This window comes from Streptomyces sp. NPDC034099 (assembly GCF_055575415.1).
The window spans coordinates 94,730-112,307 of the sequence record NZ_JBVISR010000014.1; the positions used below are offsets into that span (position 1 = coordinate 94,730).

Genomic DNA, 17,578 nt, shown 5'->3' on the forward strand with positions numbered 1-17,578 from the left:
AGGCGTCGCGGATGAGGGACGGCGCACTACGAGGCTCGGTCGTCGCCCTCCTCGCCGTCGTCGCTCTCGTCCTTGTCGTCGTCCTTGTCGTCCGCACCGGGGTCGGGCGACGGTGTCTCACCCGAGAAGCCGGATTCGGACAGGATCTCGGAGAAGTCTTCGGCGTCGATGGCGGCGAGGTTGTCACCCTGGGTCTTGAACAGCTTCTCGATCGTCTGACGCAGCCCGTCCTCGATCTCCTCGAAGGTGCTGAGCTGGCCCTCGAGCGTCGTGACGGCGGTCTCGATGTTGGACGCCAGGGACTTGACGAAACTCTCACCGTTCACGTCGTCGCTCTCGCCGATCTTCCCCATCACGAGCGGCTCGTTCTTTCCGATCGCCAGGACGGTGTCGGCCGTGGTGCGCCCCTCCGACATGGCCTTCAGGGAAGGGTCGCCCTCGAGCACCTTCTTGATGTCGGCCTTGAACTCGGACAGATCCTGCTCGATGAACGCCTGGAGGGACGCCTTGTCCAGCTCACTGAGGTCGGCCATGCATGTCTCCCGTCCTGCGAGGGTGTCCGCGGCGCCTGTCGGCGCCAGGTGGTCGCGCTCCGGTGGCCCCCTCCCCGGTCGGCCGGATCCCGTCTCGGACGGGGCGGAACCGGGACGGCCAACGGTCACCTGCCGATGTTCACCTCGGACCAGAGCTGGCTCAGGCTGTTCTCCGTCTGCTTGTAGTTGCCGGAGACATCGCCCAGCAGGGCCGCGTGCGAGCTGAGGAGCTGCTGCATGGTGACGACGGCGGCGTCCCACCTGGCCTGCTTCTCCGTGTAGACCTCGGCGTCAGAGCCGTACCAGGTCTGCTTGAGGTCGTTCAGCTCCATCTCCAACTGCGTCAGCGTGGTCTGGATGGCGCGCGTCTGCTCGATCATGTTCTCGCCGGCGTTCTGCACGTGGTTGTACTGAACGTGGATGAAACCGTCGGTCGTGTCTGCCATGAGGGGTCCTCATCTCGGGGAAGGGGCGGTCGGTACGGCGAGCGGCAAGGAGGCGAACGATCGCTCCGAAGCACCTAGCTCGGGTTGTTCCCCAGGGCGCCGGACCCGGACAGGGCGTCGAAGGCGGCCTCGCTGGCACTGAACGCCTGGTCGATGGCGGCGTTGCTGGAGCCTTGGGCCTTCCCGTGCTCCACGAGGCTGGTGTTGAGCTTGTCGATCATGTCCTCGAGGTTCTTCAGGATGATGACCACCTGGTCGTCCCACTTGTCCAGCAGCTGCCCGAAGCGGCCGCCGTCCGACCCCTGATACGTGCCGGACAGGTTGCCCCTGGTGCCGTGCACGTCCTGGAGGATGCGCTGCACGCCGCTGTAGGCCATCTCCAGCGCCTGGATTCCGCTTCGAGTGGAGCCCTCTGATGACTGCTGGAGGCCCATTTCGCTCATGTCGTCTCTACTCCTAGGACAGTCGGGAAACTCAACTCAGCCTAGTCAGACAGAAGTTGTTACCGCAACGACGGCCGAGGACGTTGTCGAGAATTCACGTTGCCGTTCGCGCCCCTGCCCGTAGACCTCAGGCACCAATGCCGTACGTGAACGACGCCCCCGCACCGCGTCACGCTATTCGGAAACCCTTTGAGAGGTAGACGGCTTTTTCGCGTCCTCGGCTGCTTTCCCACTTCTACAAACCGGTTTGAGAGGTTCCGCCCCTGCTTGGGGGGAGACGGCGGCAGCGGTGGCTCCGAGATCCGGACCGGTGGGGAGCATGGACAGCAGCAGCGAGGGCACCGTCCGCACCTGGCCACTCCCGTATCCCAGGGCCTCGGCGTCCGCCTCGGTCGGCAACCGGTGTTTCACCCCGGTGTCCGTGACCAGATAGCGGGTGCCGCCGACCTCGCCGCCGGCGGCGCTTCCGGCACGTACCAAGGCCCCCTCCCCCGGTCCGACGACCACGGCGTCGACAGCCAGGCAGGCCTCGGCCACACCGATGGAGGACCGTTTGGCCGCCGGTCCCAGGGCGTCCTGGTCCACCAGAGCGACACCGACCCGCACGCCCGAACCAGGGGGCGAACCCGGCGTCACCGAGGAGCAGAGGCCCTGCTCCTCGGTGATCCGGGCGAGGGTCGGCGGCGACTCCGGCATCCCTGCTACGGCGTCGGCGGAGAACCCGTCCTTGCCGGGCGCGAGCTGCCCCTTGAGGGCCCCCGGCTCCAGCTCCCTGGCGTGCGGTGGACTGCCCTCGTACGCCTTGCGGGCGGTCTGCGCGTCGCTGAGCTGAAGGGCCGCCTGGGTGTTGGTCAGTGGCACCAGGCCCTCTTCGCGCAGCAGGTAGTACTGGCCGCGCTCGGCGCCCGGCACGGTGGTGCGGAAGACCTGCCCGACACGAGTCGTCAGGCTGCCGAAGGACGGGCCGGGCTCACCGAGCCCGGCCAGGGCCGTGGGGGCGAGGTCCGGCCCGGCGGGCAGCGCGTCGACGAAGGCCGCGGACACCTTGCGCGGCACCGCCGACCCGTAGCCGAGGCCCTCCAGCGCACTGCTCTTGCCGTCGATCCGCAGCCTGGCGCCCTGCCAGACCAGGTACCGGTTCCCGGACGGGTCGGCGACCAGCACCGCGCTGCCCCGGGGCAGCGGCCGCTGTGTCGCGGCCGAGGCCACCGAGAGCACGGTGGCCCCGGTGCCCGCGCCGTCGGCGGAGGCCGAACAGACCAGCCACGGACGGGACTTCTCCAGGGTGCCCGGGTCCGGCAACACGTCGGGGGCGCCGCTGATGCCGACCGGGAGGCCACGAGGGGTGGAGCGCAGCGCGTCGGTGTCGACCGTCTTGCTGGTCAGGCCGGAGCGGGACGCGCCCGCGAGCAGCTTGGCCGAGGCGTAGTTCAGCACGGGGCGCAGTTCGCCGTTGTCGTAGAAATAGCGCGAGCCGGTGTCCTCGTCGACGATCAGCGTCCCCTCGGCGCGCCAGGAGTTGGAGGTGGCCGGGGATATGAGGCCCCAGACGAACGCGCCGGCGGAGATCAGCAGCGAGACGACGATGCCGATCGCCAGACCCCGGTTGGTGCGGCCGACCGGACTCTCGGGCGCGTCCAGGTCGGTGCGGAGCAGGCCGGAGGTGAGACGCCCCATGACGAACATGTGCGCCTGGACCTGATCACGTCTGTTCTGCACGTCTTGCTCTCCCATGGTTCAGGAACGGACCCATGGCCGCGCGGGGGCTGTCGGCGCCGGGCGCGGCGGGGAATGCGGGGATGCCGGGGCTGCGGCGGCGTGAGGGCGGGCGGCCTGCCGTCCGTGCCGTCACAGACTCAGTGAGCGCAGCCACCCGAACACGCCGAGGATCCACAGGGCCAGCGGCAGCAGGCTGATCGCCGCCGCGGAGTGCATCAACTCGCCGATGCGGCCCCAGTAGGGCACCAGCCTGCGACCCGGCACCGTCCAGGAGGCGATGGCGCTCACCGCCGCGACCGCGAAGAGCATCACGACCAGTGCGGGCACGGTGCTGGGGGACACCGTCTGCCCCGCGCGGATCACGAGCGCCGCCGCTCCGAGCACGCCGGGGACGAGCAGGGCGAGCCGCTGCCAGGAGCTGCCCATGCCCCGCCCGTGCAGCAGCAGGAGCAGGGAAAGTGCTCCGGCCATGCAGCCGCCGGGCCAGTCGAAGGGCTGGACCAGGGCGGCCAGCCCGGCCGCGCAGAGCAGTCCCGTGGCGGCGAACAGCGCCGTCATCCAGCCGTCCGCGATCACGGTCCTGACCGCCACCTCGTTGCTGCCGTGCGGGTCGATGCCCTCCTGCAGTTGCTGGGCGTTGGTGGGCAGCGGAGGAGTGCGCATGCCGGAGAGGCGGAACGAGAGCGAGGGCACGAACGCCCCGAACAGCACGGTGAGCAGGAGGGCCACGGAGGCCGCCTCATGGACCGTGAGGTCGAACAGGATGAGCAGCAGGGCGGTGAAGGCGCCACCCGTGGCCACCGTGGCGATGGCCAGGAACAACGGGGTGAAAGCGGCCACCACCGCGAGCGTGAGCACCGCTCCGCCCGCGGCGGACGCGGAGGCGGCGAGCAGCCGGGCGCCGAGCACGTGGGCCATGTGGTCGCCTTCGGGGCTGCTGCCGGGCAGCACCCAACCCGCGTGGGTCCAGTAGACGGTGGCCATGACTCCGAGTGCGGCGCCCGCGCCCGCGTCGCCGACGGCGCGGCTGGCCGACGCGGCGCCCGCGAGCATCAGGACGCCTCCCGCGAAGAGCACCGTGACGCGCAGCCACAGGCTGATGCCCGGCAGGGCGAGCAGCACCGTACCGACGGCGAGGGTGGTCGCCGAGAGACCGATGAGCACCCGGCGGCCGACCGTGGGCGTCCAGGCGAACGGGCGGCGGTCCATGTTGGTGGCGATGCCGTCGACCAGGTCGTCGAAGTGCGGTTCGGGCAGCGCTTCGGCCCGCGGTCTCAGGTGCAGGGTCTCGCCGTCGCGCACACCCACGGCGTCGAGCGTGGACTCCTCGTCCAGGGGGGCGCCGCCGAGCCGTTGGAGCACCCAGCCTCCGTGCTCCAAACCGGTTTCCTGAGTTTCCTCTCCCGCGTAGTCGAGCAGCGCCGGGAGCAGGTCGGCCACCGGTATGTCGCCGGGAACGGCCAGGTCTATGGATTTCGCGGGGGCTCGCACCGAGATCCGGCACAGATGTGCCACCGTACTGTCGGTCAAGGCTCGCTCGTCTCTTCCGAGGGGCGTGGCAGGCGAATTGCAGACACCTTGCGATAAGGGGGCGCCGCAACCGGAGTTGGGGGATCGGCGCCAATAGGCGAATGACTGTAGCCTATGAAACCATTCACGGTTCAGCCGTGCCGCCCGGGGCCAACTCCCGCCCGGACGCGCAGGGTCGGGCCGTCACGGCTCACGGTTCGCGAAGCGGTCCCGGCAGGACGTCGCGCAGACTCCGTTCGTCCGTAGTCACCGGCCCTCGTCCGCGTTTCGACACCGGGCCGCACCGTCACGTCGTCCTGTCCGACCGCAGGACCCGTACTGCCGCCGAGGAGGCATCCCTTGAGTGTGGTTCTCTTCCGTCGCCCGCCTCGCCGACGGGCCCCGGACATGCCCGACGGGGAGCTGAGCCTTCAGGAGCCGCCCACGCTCCCGGAGGTCGTGCCGGACACCTCCGCGGTCTGGAACTACCTGCCCATGGGCATGATGTCGGCCTCGATGATGCTGCTCTTCGTCCGTATGGGCAGCGGCAGTTCGGCGCTCGGCTACACCGCTCTGATCCTGATGGTGTCCGCCTCCGCCCTCATGATCCTCGGCCAGTTCATGCGCCGGGCGGGCGAACGCAAGGGGCGTCTGAAGGGCGAGCGCCGTGACTACCTGCGCTATCTGCGCCAGACCAGGCAGCAGGTGAGGGGCGCCTTCATCCAACAGCAGCACGCGCTGTCCTGGCGCCACCCAGACCCGGCCGCTCTGTCCTCGCTGGCCCGCACCTCCCGGCTGTGGGAACGCAGGCCGGGCCAGGACGACTTCGGCGAGGCCAGGATCGCGGTGGGCACACAGCGGCTCGGGCTGCGACTGGCTCCGATGTCCACCAAACCCGTCGAGGACCTGGAGCCGCTCTCGGCGCACGCGCTGCGCAGCTTCATCCGTGCGTACGCCAACGTCCCCGACCAGCCCATCGCGCTGTCCCTGCAGGCTTGGTCCCGGGTGCTGTGCCGGGGGGACGAGCGGCAGATCCGCGACGCTGTGCGGGCGGTGATCGCCCAACTGGCGGTCTTCCACTCGCCGGAGGATTTGTGGCTGGCCTTCTGTGTGTCCGAGGAGAGGCGGGCCGATTACGACTGGGTGAAGTGGCTTCCGCACACCCTCCAGGCCGAGGCGCACGACGGGGCCGGGCCGGTGCGACGTGTGGTCACCACGGTGGCGGGGCTGGAGGAGATGCTCGGCGCGGAGTTCCAGGAGCGACCCCCCTTCGATCCCGAGGCGGTATCCGGCCAGGACGAGCCGTTCACGGTGATCGTGGTCGACCACGGCGGTGTGCCGAGCGGTCACCGGCTGGACGGGGCCGGGTTCCGCAACGCGGTCGTCATCGACCTCTCCGGCGAACTGACCTGGCGTCCGGGCCGCACTACGCTCCGGCTGGAATTCGGCGAGGACGGGGAGGGCGGCTCCCGGCGGCAGGGAAAGACCGTCAGCCTGGTGCGTACCGACCGCAACCGGCAGGAACAGCGCACCCTGCTCGGCCGCCCCGACCGGCTGGGCCCGGCCGTCGCCCGGACGGTGGCGATGCGCGTGTCGCCGTACCGGATGGCGTTCGGCGGCGACAGCGCCGAACCGATGTCCGCGGACATCGAGCTCACCTCGCTGCTCGGCATCGCCGACCTGAACCGTCTGCAACCGCTGGACCTCTGGTCGCGCCGGAGCGAAGCGGACCGGCTACGCGTCCCCATCGGCATCAGCGCCGAGGGGCGGCCGGTGGAACTGGACATCAAGGAGTCCGCACAGGGCGGCATGGGCCCGCACGGCATGCTGATCGGCGCGACCGGCTCCGGCAAGAGCGAGACGCTGCGCACCCTGGTCCTCGCCCTGGCGCTCACCCACTCCTCGGACACCCTCAATTTCGTCCTGGTCGACTTCAAGGGCGGCGCCACTTTCCTCGGCCTGGACGAACTCCCCCACACGTCGGCGGTAATCACCAACCTGGCGGACGAGGTGGCGCTGGTCTCCCGAATGCAGGACGCGCTGCACGGCGAGATGATGCGCCGTCAGGAACTGCTGCGCGCGGCCGGGAACTACACCTCGGCGCTGGAGTACGAACGCGCCCGTGCGGGCGGTGCGCCGCTGCAACCGCTGCCCAGTCTCTTCGTCGTCGTCGACGAGTTCAGCGAACTGCTGGCCGCACACCGCGACTTCATGGAACTCTTCGTGATGATCGGCCGCCTGGGCCGGTCGCTCGGCGTGCATCTGCTGCTTGCCTCCCAGCGGCTGGACGAGGGCCGGATGCACCAGCTGGAGAGCCACCTCTCGTACCGGATCGGGCTGCGGACCTTCTCCGCGATGGAGAGCCGCGGCGTGCTCGGCGTACCGGACGCCTACCGGCTGCCGTCCCAGCCGGGCAGCGGCTACCTGAAGAGCGGCGTCGAGGAACTGACCCGGTTCCGGGCCGCGTTCGTCTCGGGCACCTACGAGCACCGCAGCGGTCCGGCGGTGCAGGCGCGGGCGGCCGGACAGGTGGTTCCCTGGACAACGGAGTGGGTGGCCCCGCGCCCCGCGTCGGAGACCCCCGACGAGCCTCCGGAGACGGAGCCCGCACCGGACGAGGCGGGCGAGACGCGGTCGCTGCTCGCCACCGCGCTGGACCGGCTGCGCGGCGCCGGCCCGCCCGCCCACCAGGTCTGGCTGCCGCCGCTGGACACGCCGCCGTCCCTCGACCAACTCCTGCCGCCGTTGGCGCCGCACCCCGAACACGGCCTGACCACCGTGGGCTGGGCGGGGCGCGGCCGCCTCTCGGTGCCGGTCGGCATCGTGGACCGGCCCTTCGACCAGGTGCGCGACCTGCTGACCGTCGACCTGTCCGGCGCGGGCGGCCACGTGGCCATCGCGGGCGGCCCGCAGAGCGGCAAGAGCACCGTCGTACGCACCCTCATATCGGCGCTGGCCCTCACCCACAGCCCGCGCGAGGCGCAGTTCTACTGCCTCGACTTCGGTGGCGGCTCGCTGGCCCCGCTGGCCGGGTTGCCCCACGTGGGCTCGGTGGCCGCGCGGGTCGACGCGGAACGGATCGGGCGGACCGTCGCCGAGGTCACCGCGATCATGGAGAACCGGGAAAAGCTCTTCCTCCGGCACGGTGTCACCTCCATGCCCGACTACCGCGCCCGCCGGGCCGCCGGGGAGTTCGCCGACCAGCCGCACGGGGACGTCTTCGTGGTGGTGGACGGCTGGTCCACCGTCCGTCAGGACCACCAGGATCTGATGCAGACGTTCACCCGCATCGCTTCCCGGGGACTCAACTACGGCATCCACCTGATCGTCACGACCGCTCGCTGGGTGGAGCTGACCGCCGCTGTCCGCGACCAGTCCGGGACCCGGATCGAGCTGCGGATGGGCGACCCGATGGAGTCGATGGTCGACTCGCGCCGGGCCAGGTCCGTGCCCTCGTCCCCCGGCCGCGGCCTCACCGTCGACTCCAAGCTGCACTTCCTCGCGGCGCTGCCCCGGATCGACGGCGTGGACAGCGCCGCCGGCCTCTCCGCGGGGGCGGCCGACCTGATCCAGGACGTCAAGGAGCACTGGAACGGACCGGAGGCCCCCGAGGTGCGGCTGCTCCCCGCGACGGTGTCCAGCCGCACGCTGCCCGAACCCCGGAAGACGGAGGAGGGCGACGGTCTGCGCGTCGCGCTGGGCCTGGAGGAGGACGGACTGAAGCCCGCCTGGCACGACTTCTCCACCACACCGCACCTGATCACCGTCGGCGACACCGAGAGCGGCAAGACCAACCTGCTGCGCCTGATCGCCCGCGCCATCACCGAGCGGTACAGTCCCGAGGAGGCCCGGGTGCTGCTGGTGGACTACCGCCGCGACCTGGCCGACGCCATACCGGAGGAGTACCGCCTGGGGCACGCCGTGTCCATCGACGCGCTGCGCGATCTGGTCAACGGCGCGGCACGGGCGATCAAACTCCGAGTGCCCGGGGCCGACGTCGCCCCGGCCCGGATGCGGCTGTGCGACTGGTGGACCGGACCGCGGCTGTTCGTCCTCGTCGACGACTACGACATGATCGGCGTGGGCCCCGGCAACAACCCCTTCATGCCGCTGCTGGACTATCTGGCCCTCGGCTACGAGGTGGGCCTGCACATGGTGGTCGCCCGCTCGGCCTCAGGCTCGGGACGTGGCCTCCAGGAGGCCCTGCTGCGCCGCCTCCAGGAGGTCAACTCGCCTGCTCTGCTGCTGTCCTGCCCGCCGACCGAGGGATATCTCTTCGGGAACGTCAAGCCGCGCACCCTGCCCACGGGGCGCGCCCTGCGGGTGGCCCGGCGCACCACGACGCTGGTGCAGACGGCCCGGCTGGACGAAACCGGAACGGACTGAGCCGCCCTGGACACCGGACACTCGCCCCAGCCTCGTCGCCGGAGAGCGGCCCGCGCTCCCGGGCGCGCCGGACACGCACCGCGCCAGGTGTCGTGGGCCCGGTCGGGGTCGGCCGGACGTTCTTCAGGGCCGCCGCCAGCCCCGGGCGCGGCCGCGCGGGATCACCGCGGCCGCGGCGGCGACCAGGATCACCAGCATCGCCATGGCGCCGGCGATCACCAGGGCCCGGTCCTGGAGGCCCGTGGACGCCACCGGCAGCCGCAGCGGTTCGCTCTCCACCGGGGCGGCCACCGGGGCCCGGGACGCGGCGGAGACCATGGAGAGGGCTGCGTAGGGGTCGAGCCGGGCGGCCTCACCGGCCGGCGCGGCCGAGAGGGTCAGCCGGTCGGCGGTCTCGGCGGCCGACAGGTCCGGGTCGTAGGCGCGGACCAGGGCGGCCGCACCCGCGGTGTAGGCGGCGGCGGCCGAGGATCCGGCGGCGATGAAATGTCCCTTACCGCGTGGACCGACGCCGATCACGGGACCACCGGGCGCCGCCAGCTCCGCCGCAGCCGATCCCACCGCGCTCTTCAGGGCGACTCCGTCCTCGCCCACTCCGACCACGGACAGGACGCCGGGCGCCGCCGCGGGCCAGTAGGCCTCGGGGGTCCGGTCACCCGGTTGGGGCTCGGCGTCCGGAGCGACCGGGGCGACCACGAGCACGTCGTGCTCGACGGCGTGGCGGACGGCGTCGGTCAGCTCCTTCTTCCCGGTGGGCAGCGCCGAGGCGACGCTGACGACCCGCGCACCCCGGTCCACCGCGGCGCGGATACCGGCGGCGACGCGTTCGGCGGAGGGGACCCCGCGCTCGTCGGTCCCCCGCACTCCGAGCACCCGTGCGGCCGGGGCGACCCCCTGGAAGGCCGTGCCGTCGGTGCGGGCCGCGGCGATGAGCCCGGCGATGAACGTCCCGTGCCCCACGCAGTCCTCGCCCGCGTCGCCGACCGTGGTGACCCGGCCCTCCAGCGCCGGCGCGGCGAGGGACACCCCGGAGCCCACCACCGCGACGGTGACCCCCTGGCCCCGGGACAACTTCCAGGCGTGCGGCAGCGACAGGCTCTTCTGCGTCCAGGTCACCCCTTCGGCGGTGCGCTTGGACTCGGGGGTGCAGGGGGCGTCCTGGGCCAGTGCCAGGGGCATGGCCGGCAGGCTCGTCGTGCCTGCGTCCGCGGCGGCCTGCGCCGGGAGGCCCACGGCGCAGGCCGCCGTCACCGCCAGCGCCCCGACCCCCTGGGACCACCTACGGGTGCGGCGGCGCCGGCCAGGAGCGGACAGGGGGACGGTGGGAACCCGCGGTTGCCTCATGGGACGCATGATAAAAGGCGGCTCCACCCCTTCAACCTCCCAACTCCGTACGGGAGATCATGGCCGCCGATGGCCATGGGGTCTGCCTCCGCCCGCTGTTCACCGACGCCTTCTACTGTTTACTACGGTCACCCCATCGTCGTCGCCAGCGCGACGGTGACGAAGAAGAGGAGAGACGCGCGTGGTACGCCAGCTGTTCACGGTTGGTCCCGACCGATCAGAAGGGCCGGACAGCTTCCGTACCATCGGTGAAGCTCTGGCACAGGCCCGGACGGGTGCGGTCATCAGTGTCCTGCCCGGGCGCTACGAGGAGAGCCTGCGCATCTCCCGGCGGGTGACGATCGTGGCCGACGGCAACCGGGGAAGCGTGGAGATCGCGCCGCACAGCGGTTCCGCCGTGACCCTGGTCGCCGACGCCGTGATGCTCACCGACCTGGTGCTGCGCGGCCCCGAGGACGAGGACGTCCCCGTGGTGGACGCCTACCAGGGCCAGGCGGCGCTGGACGGCTGCGAGATCACCGGTGCCGGCTGGACCGCGCTGCTCAGCCGCAACGCCGGTTCGCTGGCCATGCGGGACTGCCGGGTCGTCAACCCGGCGGGGGCGGGGATCGTCGACACCTCGGCCGAGGAGAGCGTGGTCGCGGACTGCGTGCTGGAGAACCTGGGCAGTTCGGCGGTGGTCATGAGCGAGAAGGCCAGGACCGTCATCCGCGGCTGCACCGTACGAGATTCGCGCGGCAACGGGGTGCTGGCCAACGGGCAGGCTCGTGGCAGGGTCGAGGACTGCGACATATCCGGCACCGACAAGCCCGGAGTCGCCATCGAGCAGAACAGTGCCACCCGGGTGCTGCGCACCCGGCTGCACGACTTGGCCGTGGGCGCCCTGGTGACCAGTGCCTCGCGGCCCGAGCTGGCCGAACTGGACGTCCAGGACACCTCCGAGCACGGCATCCTTGTCTCCGCCGGCGCCGAACCGGTGCTGCGCGACTGCCGGGTGGCCCGTACCAAGGGCAGCGGCCTCGTGGTGACCTCACGGGCGCGAGGAAGCTACGAGGGGTGCGAGTTCACCCGCTGCGAAGGGCCCGCGGTCCTGGCCACCGAGAGCGCGGCGCCGGCGTTGACCAGGACCGTCGTACGGGACTGCGCGGCCTCGTCCGCCGTCCTGCTGACCGGCGAATCGGCGGCCGAGGTCGACCGGCTGGAGGTGACGGCCGCCGCCGGAACCGGCCTGCACATCCGGGCGGGGGCCAATCCCCTGGTGCGGCGGGCCCGTATCGTCGCGGCAGCGGGCCACGGCGTGGAGGTGGCCCAGGGCGGGCGCGGCCGACTGGAGGACTGCCAGGTCGAGAAGGCGGGCGGCGCTTCCTTGCGGGTGGCGGCCGACAGCCGCACGCACGTCGTCAACTGCTCCATGAGCGAGGCCGGGGGGCCCGGGGTCCTCATCGACGCGGGCGGCTTCGCGGACATCCGTGACACGGTCGTCGAGAACAGCACGACGGAGGGCATCCGGGTCGAGGAGGACGGCGAGGTCTCCGCCCTGCGCAACCGAATCATCTCCTCCGGCGCGCACGGGGTGCTCCTCCTCGCCGGGTCGCGGGCCACCCTCAACGGCTGCGAGATGCTCAACGGGCAGGCGGACGGCGTCCGCGTGGAGAGCGCGGGCCAGGTCTCCGTGCTCGACTGCGCGGCCAACGACAACCGGGGCGCCGGTCTGCGACAGACAGCCAAGGAGGGCGCGCTCACCGTCGACCGGCTCTCCAGCGCGGGCAACGGCGGCCGGGACGCGTACGACGGAGCCCCGCCGCCGGACCTCACCGACCCGTCCCGGACGGGGGCGGAGCGGACCGGCGACGAGCTGCCCGCCGAACCGGCCGGACCGGTCGAGGAGTTGGAGGCGCTGGTCGGGCTGGAGGGGGTCAAGCGCCAGGTCAAGAGCCTGATCAACCTGACCCGGCTGGCCCAGCGCCGGGCCAACCTCGGCCTCCCGGCTCCGCCGATGAGCAGGCACCTGATCTTCGCGGGCGCTCCCGGTACCGGAAAGACGACCGTCGCCCGCCTCTACGGCTCGATCCTCGCCGAGCTGGGCAGCCTGCGCTCCGGTCACCTGGTGGAGGTCTCCCGGGCCGACCTGGTCGCGCAGGTGGTCGGCGGTACGGCGATCAAGACCACCGAGACGTTCAACCGGGCGCTGGGCGGGGTGCTGTTCGTGGACGAGGCGTACACGCTCGCCTCCGACGGCAAGAACTCCGGCGCCGACTTCGGCCGTGAGGCCGTCGACACCCTGGTCAAACTGATGGAGGACCACCGTGACGACGTCGTCGTCATCGCGGCCGGCTACACGGACGAGATGGAGTCCTTCCTCGCCGTCAACCCCGGTCTCGCCTCCCGCTTCGCCCGCACCGTCGAGTTCGCCAACTACACCGTCGACGAGCTGGTGACCATCGTGGAGACCCTCTGCGAGCGCCACCGCTACGACCTCTCCCCGGACACCAGGGACGCGCTCGCCGCCCACTTCGGCGAGATGCACCGGGGCCCCAACTTCGGCAACGGCCGAGTGGCCCGGCAGGTGTTCGAGGAGATGGTGGACCGCCAGGCGTTCCGGCTGGCCGGTCTCATGGAGGCCGCCGAGCACGACCTGACGGTGCTGCTGCCGGAGGACGTCGGCGAGGCCGCTGCCGCCGCCGCCAAGGCCGCCGCCTCGGGAGTCCGGGCGACGTCGCCGGTGGAGGAACTGGAGGCGATGATCGGCCTGGACAGCGTCAAGTACGAGGTCACGGACATGATCAATCTCCTCTCGGCCTCCCGGCAGCGCGAAGCGGCAGGACTGCCCTCCTCCCGGATCAACCGGCACCTCGTGTTCGCCGGGCCTCCCGGCACCGGAAAGACCACCGTGGCCCGCCTCTACGGCAAGCTGCTGCGCTCACTGGAAGTGCTGCCCCGCGGCCAGATCGTCGAGGTGGCCCGCGCCGACCTCGTCGGCCGTTACGTGGGGCACACCGCCCAGCTCACCAAGGAGGTCTTCCAAAAGGCCCTGGGCGGCGTCCTCTTCATCGACGAGGCGTACACCCTCGCGCCTCCCGACTCGCCGTCCGACTTCGGCCGCGAGGCCATCGACACCCTGCTCAAACTGATGGAGGACCACCGCGAGGAGGTCGTCGTCATCGTCGCCGGCTACACGGACGAGATGAACCGCTTCCTCGCCTCCAACCCCGGCCTCTCCAGCCGCTTCTCACGGCACATCGAGTTCCCGGACTACAGCTCGGAGGAACTGGTGACCATCGTCCGGCAACACGCGGCCCTCTGCGGCTTCGAATGTGCTCCGGACGTGCCGCCGGCGCTCCTGAAGTACTTCGACGCCCAGCCCCGTGACCGCTCCTTCGGCAACGCCCGCCTGGCTCGCCAGACCGTTGAACACATGGCCACCCGTCAAGCCCGCCGTCTGGCCACCATGGACTCCCCCACCATGAACGACCTGCAGACCCTGATCCTGAACGACCTGCCTCCTGTGAACCTGGCTGACACGCCAAGTTGACGGGCCCCTCGGCACCTGCCGGCTCCTGGCGCCCGGCTGGGGGCCGGCGCTCCTCGGGACCCCGGGCCCATGTCGGCGCGCTCGTCGCGGGAAAGCCTCGCGGCACACAGGTTTCGCCGTTCGGAGTGTTGACGCGGGTGAGCGCCACCGGATAACTGTTGAACATCATCCTCAAACCGGTTTAGCCACCCTGTGCCCCACCTGACGGCCATGACCGAACCAACGCCCGCACGCCTCACGCCGGCCGAGACGCACCCTCCTTGACGGATCAGGCGTCCCACACCCCGTCGGCAGGCCGGACGCACTGAAGGAGTCTTTCATGTCTGACACCGGAGCCGCCTTCCTGCCCGACCGCCGACGCGTCCTGCTCGGCGGGTTGGGGCTGGCCGCGGGCGCGGCCGGCCTGACGCTGACGGTGCCGTCCCTCGCCCGGGCCGCCGAGGCGGGCGGCGACCCGTCGGTCGTCGACGACATCCAGATCATCATCGAGCGCCTCCAGCAGCGCTTCCTCGCCCAGGGCGACCAGGTGCGACTGGCCAACGGCATCTTCCTCGCCCGTGCTTCCGAGGCCCTGTCCTACGCGGCGTCCCTGCGCTCCGACGGGTCCTGGCCGAACGTGGACTACGCCGACACCACCAGTTCCGCGAACGGCCGGGTGTGGTCGCCGTACCACGCGCTGTACCGCATGATGGCGATGGCCCACGCCTACCGGGACCCGGAGGCGGAGGGGCATGGCAGGCCGGAGTTGATCGAGGCACTGAACCGCGCCCTGCTCCACTGGGACGAGACCAGGCCGACCTGCACCAACTGGTGGGAGACCGAGATCGGCAAGTCGATGGCCATGGGGCGGGTGTCGATCTTCGTCGGTGACGAACTCAGCGCCCCGGCACGGGAGGTGGCCTACGCCCACAACACCGGGCGCCGCGACCCGGTCGGGGCCAACGGCTCCTGGCGCACCGAGAACTACCTCTACGAGGCGGTCGCCAAGCGCGCCTCGGACGACATCCACCAGGGCTACGTCACCATGTCGCAGACGGTGGCGGTCGACCGCAGCGGCGGGGTCAAGGAGGCCGTGCAGGTCGACTCCAGCTTCTGGGCGCACGGCGCGCAGCTCTACAGCGAGGGCTACGGCATGGCGCTCTTCACCATCGTCGCGGCCTGGGCCGACGTGGCGCGCGGCACCAGCTTCGACTTCTCGCCCGAGGACATCGACGCCGTGGCCTTCTACATTCTCGACGGCACACGGTGGCTGATCCGCGGGGAGATCGGGATGCTGTACCTCGGTTACCGGCCGCCCAACACGATCGACGGCGTCACCAGCTACGCGGCGGACTTCCTGGAGCCGCTGGACCGGATGGCCCGCGCCGACGAGGCCAGGTCGGCCCAGTACACGCGCCTGGCCGACAACATCCGGGGCCGGAGCCGGGGCAACGGCGTCACCGGCCACAAGTACTTCTGGCGGTCGGAGTTCTCCTCCCACCTGCGGGACGGGTACGGCGTTTTCACCAGGATCAACTCCCCCCGGATGAAAGGCAGTGAGTACCGCTCCACGCTCCGGCCCGAGGTTGGCAACGAGATCGCCTGGAACGCGTCCGGGGCCACCTCGATCCAGGTCACCAACCGGGAGTACGACGACCTCGTTCCCGCGTTCGACTGGTCCCACTACCCCGGCGTCACCGCGCCGTACGCCAAGGTGACCTCGGCGTCCAGCCCCGACAACGCGGGGAGCTTCACCGGTGGTGTCAGCGACGGGCGGTACGGCGCCTGCGTCCTCACCCTGGACCGGTACGGGACCAAGGGGCTCAAGAGCTACTTCTGCTTCGACGACGAGCTGATGGTGCTCGGCACCGGGATCAGCTCCACCTCCGCCCACGCCGTCCACACGACCGTCAACCAGGGGGCGGCCCGCTCCAACGCCACCGTGGGCGGGCGGGCCGTGCGCCCCGGCACCGACTCCGCACCGGTGACGGCCTCCTGGGCGTACAACGACGAGATCGGCTACGTCTTCCCCGAGGGCGGCCCGCTGAAGGTCTCCCACAAGAAGCAGCGCGGCAGCTGGATCGGCCGCGACCCGGTCGAACGGGACGCCTTCACGCTCTTCTTCGACCACGGCACCGCCCCGGAGGACGCCGGGTACGCCTATATCGTCCTGCCCGGCGCCACCCCCGGCCGGGTCAGGGCCTACGCGGCCAGGCCGGTGGTGCGGGCCCTGCGCAACGACGAGCGGGCGCAGGCCGTCACCCATCCGCGGCTCCGGCTGACGATGGCGGTATTCCATGAGCCCGGCGTCCTCGACCTGGGCGGCGGGAGCGCTCTGCTGGTGGACCAGCCCGCCCTGGTGGTCCTCGACCGGACGGGCCACTCGCCCGTGGTGAGCGTGGCCAACCCGGACCGGCCCGGCCTCCAGGTCTCGGTCACCCTCACCTCCCGGGGCCGTACCCGCCGGGGCGACTTCGCCCTCGGCACGGGCGCGGACCTCGGCAGGACGGTGACGCGGGCCCTGGCATAGGCGGCCTCGGAGCAGGAAGAGGCGGGCCGCCGATGGAAGGTGATCCTTCGGCGGCCCGCCTCTTGGCATGCGGCCCGTCAGTCCTCGGTGCGTTCCAGGGCGGCGACCCCGATCGAGCTGTCCGCCATGCCGTAGAAGACGTACGTGGTGTCGGCTATCCGCTCGACGGCCGTGGGGAAGACTACGTTGCCCAGCGTGCCCACCGTCTCCTCGTGCGTCTCCGGGGAGAGCCAGGGCTCGGGCGAACGGGCCAGCACTCGCGAGGGATCGTCCGGGTCGAGGAGGATGCCGCCCGCCCGGTAGACCGCGCCGTGGCTGAGTTCGAAGCCCCTGGCGACGGGGCCGGTCACGCCGTGGTGGATGAGAAGCCAGCCCTCGGGCACCCGCACCGGCGGCGGTCCCGCCCCGATCTTGGCGACCTCGAAGGGCATCTCGGGTCCGGCCACCGGGGCGGAGTGCCGCAGTGACGTGAGCGCGGAAAGGTCGCGGGAGACCTCCTCGGCGTCGGCGTAGGCGATCCAGATCGAGGGCCGCCCGTCACTGATCCCGGCAGGTGCGGGGGCGCCCTCCCCCGGCCGCAGCCACTCCAGGTCCCACATCGGGCGGTGCAGCATGGCGAAGCTCGGCCGCCCGTCAGGGCCCGGCACGATTTCCGGGAAGAACACCAGGTCCTTGTTGGGGAAGAAGTTCAGGTCGGTGGCGAGTTCCGGCCGGTACGTGAAGTGCAGCGGTCCGAGGCGGCGCCACGCGACGGTGTCCGTGGAGACGGCCAGCGCGGGCCGGGGACCGAGCGGGCCGTAGGCCACGTACGTCATGACGTAGACGCCCAGGTCGGCGAGGAACGTGATCCGGGGGTCCTCCACCCCGGCGTTGCCCGCGCCCCGCTCGAAGCCCTCGTCCGGCGCGAGCACCACGCCCTGCCGCTCGACACCGACCGGCACACCGTCCTCGATGACCACGCGGGCCCGGCCGATGCGCGAGACGTTGCCCTCCGCGACCATGCGCGGGAACAGGTAGAGCTGCCCGTCGGGCGCCCAGGCGGTGCCCGGGTTGAGGACGCCCTCGGCCTCCATGGGGTCGGCGGGATCGGGGCTCATGAGCACGCCGACCCTGCGCAGGGTGTAGGGGAGGGCGCTGGGGGTGATGAGCTGGGGCAT

Annotated in this window: 10 protein-coding genes; 3 read left to right on the plus strand and 7 right to left on the minus strand. The window is 71.4% G+C overall.

The genetic code is table 11. The features are described from left to right. Positions 1-26: 26 nt before the first annotated feature. The 5 genes from ACZ56V_RS32050 to eccD all read right to left on the minus strand — a co-directional run bounded on the left by ACZ56V_RS32050 (position 27) and on the right by eccD (position 4,671). On the minus strand, positions 27-533 hold the full coding sequence (locus ACZ56V_RS32050; RefSeq protein ID WP_468947151.1) for a type VII secretion system-associated protein: 507 nt from the start codon (positions 531-533) through the stop codon (positions 27-29). 125 nt (positions 534-658) lie between these two features. Further along, entirely contained in the window at positions 659-979 is a 321-nt protein-coding gene (locus tag ACZ56V_RS32055) for a WXG100 family type VII secretion target (RefSeq protein WP_356361243.1), read from the minus strand. Between the two features lie 74 nt (positions 980-1,053). Next, complete coding sequence (locus ACZ56V_RS32060) at positions 1,054-1,422, minus strand: hypothetical protein (protein WP_356361241.1); 369 nt, start codon at positions 1,420-1,422, stop codon at positions 1,054-1,056. A 174-nt stretch (positions 1,423-1,596) separates the two neighbouring features. Continuing rightward, positions 1,597-3,141 (minus strand): type VII secretion protein EccB, encoded by a 1,545-nt coding sequence (eccB, locus tag ACZ56V_RS32065; protein WP_468947153.1) that lies wholly within the window; start codon positions 3,139-3,141, stop codon positions 1,597-1,599. Positions 3,142-3,270: 129 nt separating this feature from the next. After that, a complete protein-coding gene (eccD, locus tag ACZ56V_RS32070) occupies positions 3,271-4,671 on the minus strand; it encodes a type VII secretion integral membrane protein EccD (protein ID WP_398909315.1) in 1,401 nt (466 codons plus the stop codon). A gap of 345 nt (positions 4,672-5,016) precedes the next feature. On the opposite strand from eccD, the gene eccCa reads away from it, so the two are divergent. Next, positions 5,017-9,036, plus strand: a complete 4,020-nt coding sequence (gene eccCa, locus ACZ56V_RS32075) for a type VII secretion protein EccCa (RefSeq protein ID WP_468947256.1) — start codon at positions 5,017-5,019, stop codon at positions 9,034-9,036. A 123-nt stretch (positions 9,037-9,159) separates the two neighbouring features. Here the strand turns inward: eccCa and ACZ56V_RS32080 are convergent, their stop codons facing one another. Next, positions 9,160-10,215: a S8 family serine peptidase gene (locus ACZ56V_RS32080; RefSeq protein WP_468947156.1), complete on the minus strand. Its 1,056-nt coding sequence runs from the start codon at positions 10,213-10,215 to the stop codon at positions 9,160-9,162. A gap of 346 nt (positions 10,216-10,561) precedes the next feature. On the opposite strand from ACZ56V_RS32080, the gene ACZ56V_RS32085 reads away from it, so the two are divergent. Further along, positions 10,562-13,912, plus strand: a complete 3,351-nt coding sequence (locus ACZ56V_RS32085; protein WP_468947157.1) for a right-handed parallel beta-helix repeat-containing protein — start codon at positions 10,562-10,564, stop codon at positions 13,910-13,912. Between the two features lie 319 nt (positions 13,913-14,231). Then, the gene (locus ACZ56V_RS32090) at positions 14,232-16,421 is read left to right on the plus strand and encodes a polysaccharide lyase family 8 super-sandwich domain-containing protein (protein WP_467383702.1); all 2,190 of its coding nucleotides are present in this window, start codon (positions 14,232-14,234) and stop codon (positions 16,419-16,421) included. A 77-nt stretch (positions 16,422-16,498) separates the two neighbouring features. Here ACZ56V_RS32090 and ACZ56V_RS32095 read toward each other — a convergent pair whose 3' ends face one another. Continuing rightward, positions 16,499-17,578: a glycoside hydrolase family 130 protein gene (locus tag ACZ56V_RS32095; RefSeq protein WP_467383704.1), complete on the minus strand. Its 1,080-nt coding sequence runs from the start codon at positions 17,576-17,578 to the stop codon at positions 16,499-16,501.